The organism is Comamonas sp. w2-DMI, from assembly GCF_040187735.1.
Classification (GTDB): domain Bacteria; phylum Pseudomonadota; class Gammaproteobacteria; order Burkholderiales; family Burkholderiaceae_C; genus Comamonas; species Comamonas terrae.
Genome location: NZ_JBANEL010000066.1, coordinates 1 through 2,998, shown reverse-complemented (window position 1 = coordinate 2,998; position 2,998 = coordinate 1). Strand labels below are relative to the sequence as shown.

The following is a 2,998-nucleotide window of genomic DNA, read 5'->3' as shown; positions in this document are numbered from 1 at the left end:
CTTCAAATCCGGGATTCGTGGCGTCAAACCGTGATCGGTTTCATCCGTTGGTGCCAGTTATCGGTGCTCCCTGCCGCGAGGGCAGGATTTGGTCGGCATAACGGTCAACAGGAAAGCGGAACACGCCTCGCAGGTTGATGCTTTCCAGCCTGGTGGGAGCAATTTTTCCGATCAGTTCCGGCGGAATGGCCTGGCGGCGGTTCGACCAGCGATCCAGAACAGCCTGCATTTGTGACGTGTTCCACGCCATGACGATGTTGGCCAGCAGACTCAACGCGTCGGCCACAGCCTGCATTTCGTCCACACGTTTGGCCTGTGCCGGGCTGATCCGGCCGGTGTAAATGGCGCGCTTGAGGGCGTTGACCGCCTCCCCCCGGTTGAGCACCCGGCGCAATTCATTCCTGAAAGCGTCCTTAACAAAGTAGTCGGCAAGGAACGCGGTTCGCAGCAAACGTCCCAATTGCACGCCAGCGTCATAGATGGGGTCACCCTGGGCAGCAGAGCCAAACCGCGCCAGTGCTGCCACCGCACTGGCGTGACCACTCATGACCGAAGCCGCCAGATGCACCAGGCTGTCCCAATGCTTTTCGATCAGGGCAACGTCAACATTGGCCTCGCACACCGCAGCTATTTCGGCTGGCACCTTGGCGCCGCGAGGCACGAACAGGTGGCGTTGTTTCAATTCCTTCAACCGCGGGCAAAGATCAAAGCCCAACAACCGGGCCAGTGCCATCGCAAAATCGGTGTAGCCGTGGGTGTCCACCGCCAGTTGGCTGGTTTCAAGGCGTTCCTGACGTATGACGCCTTCAATGGCCACGCCAGCTTGGCGCTCATTGAGCACGAAGGGCTGTGCGTGAAAGATTCCCCAGCGGTCGCGTACATGGGAGTAGATGCCAATGGAGGGCGTGTTGCGCCGGGGATCAAGCCGGGCCTGCCATACCCGCTTGGTTGTCTCCATGCTCATCATGTCAGAAGACGCCAGGTCTGAACGGCCCCAAGTGGTGGCGATCGGGTGGCGTTGCATAAACTCCAGCACCGCCTGGCAAGCCTGACTCAGACGGCGTTCGTCCCGTGCCCAGCGCATGGCCTGGCGGATGCTGGTGGCAGACAACTGCGGAATCATGCGCGCGCATTCGATGGCTGTCAGACTGGTGCCGTGGGCCATGATGCCGGCATAGACCATCAGCAGTTCCGCTGTTGACCGTGGTTCACGGCCGAGCATGATCCAGCTGAAGCGCACCTGGGCGTCAACGGCCAGAATCACTTCAGGCAATTGCACTTCGCCGATGCGGTGATCCAAAGCCGCCCGTAGCTTGGTGACTTCGGGGTCTTCGTCTTCGGCGGGTAAAACTGAGAGGTGGAGTTCATCGTCGACGCGCAGTACGCCACTGCGTGCCGCCGCAGCCACAGCATCGACACCTGCAGTTACCTTGGCCAACAATGGCTTCAGAAAGGTGGCCGCCTTGCCGGGCAGCGACAGACGGGCATAGTGCTTCTTGGACTCGTCCTTCCAACGTTCGTCCGTGAAGAACAGGCGTGCACGGCCCCTAAAACTCAAGCTGTGCTCGATCCAGACCGATCCATTGCGCACCGCGCGGCGCAGGGCAAACAAGGTGGCAACCTCCAATGCCCGAAACGCCCGTTCCCGGTCTGGGCTGGATATGGCGGCTTGCCAGACCTTCCCCAGGCCTGGCGCGACAACGCCATCCGGCAACTTTCTGATGTTACTGGCGTAATAGGCGCTCAATTTCGTCAGGGCGTCGATGGTGGGATGCTCTCCGGTGGCTTGCCATGGAAGCTTTGCAATTGCCACAAGCAGTGAGCGTACGGGGCGAATGACATCAATCAATCCTTCGCGCACAAGGGAGGCCCGACTGGGTGGCTTGCGTTTCTGGGTTTCGATGACCAAGGCTTCAAGCCGTGCGCGCAGCTCGGCGTCCGGCACAGCGCCCTGGGCGCTCAAGGCCACGAGTTCGGCCAGTAGCGTTTTGTACATCGCCGCCCAGTTGACGGTGGCGGGGACCTCGGCAGCGGTCTGGCGCCACAGATCGGCAATCCGGCGCTGCACCATCAAAATCAACTGGTCCGTGGTGGTGAACAGGCAATACCGCAGAAAGCAGGCGACCTCCACGGTGCGCGCGGGTTCCTTGATCTTGGCGCCGGCAGACGGCGGCCGAGAGACTAGTCGGCGCGCGTAACGGCGCAAGATGAGATCGGGGATGTCGGTCAGGTGTTTATGAACGTCCAGCTCGTACAGCAGATCGATGCGTTCAAGTACCTCGCTGATTTGGCGGGTTGAGTGCTTGGCCGGCGCCGACCACAGCCAGCTTTGTTGGGTTTGTCCATCTGGGCGCAGCTCTGCAACCGAGGTTCGCCACCGATCAAGGGTTGCCGGATCGACGCTGGCGGCGATTGCAGCACCTGTCTCCGCTTCGAGCTGGGTGAGTGCGCTCGCAATCAAAGTCCGGATGGCCCGCTCGTGCACGATCACCAGCTTATTCTTGTACAGCCATTGGCGGGCCCTCCCGAGCAGTTGATCGCGGTCGGCGCAACGGGCCACTTCGTCCCGCAGTTCACGCACCAGGGAGCGGCGTTGGTGCTCGCTCATCCACCGAAAACCAAGGGCCGTGCACGCTACTTGCTGGTGATCGAACAGTGTCTTCTCCCGCCCGTACAGCGTGCGCAGCGAAGCCACATCAGGGGTGGCAATGCCAAGTTCCTCGCTCAAGTGGCGCCACAGGGCGACGGGAACCACCCGAAAGGCATACAGCAGGCGGCCACTCATGCGCAAAAACCCGATATGCAGCGCCAGACCGAGCTTGTGGGCGTCACCCCGGCGCGCATTGATTGCCTCGCGCTCTGCACCATCGAAGGTGAAAAACGCCTTCATCTCGAAGTCACTGATATCGCGGGGCAGCTCACGCATCCCCAAAAACGTCGTTTGCCAGTCCTGCATCGTGAACCCCATTAGCGGGAGGCCACGATACCCGTTTGAGAA

At 61.0% G+C, this 2,998-nt stretch carries 1 protein-coding gene; it reads right to left on the bottom strand.

Going from position 1 to position 2,998, the window contains the following annotated elements; translation table 11 throughout:
• Nucleotides 1–40 precede the first annotated feature (40 nt).
• The gene (locus V8Z74_RS26050) at nt 41–2,956 is read right to left on the bottom strand and encodes a Tn3 family transposase (protein ID WP_087748587.1); all 2,916 of its coding nucleotides are present in this window, start codon (nt 2,954–2,956) and stop codon (nt 41–43) included.
• Between the last annotated feature and the right edge of the window lie 42 nt (nt 2,957–2,998).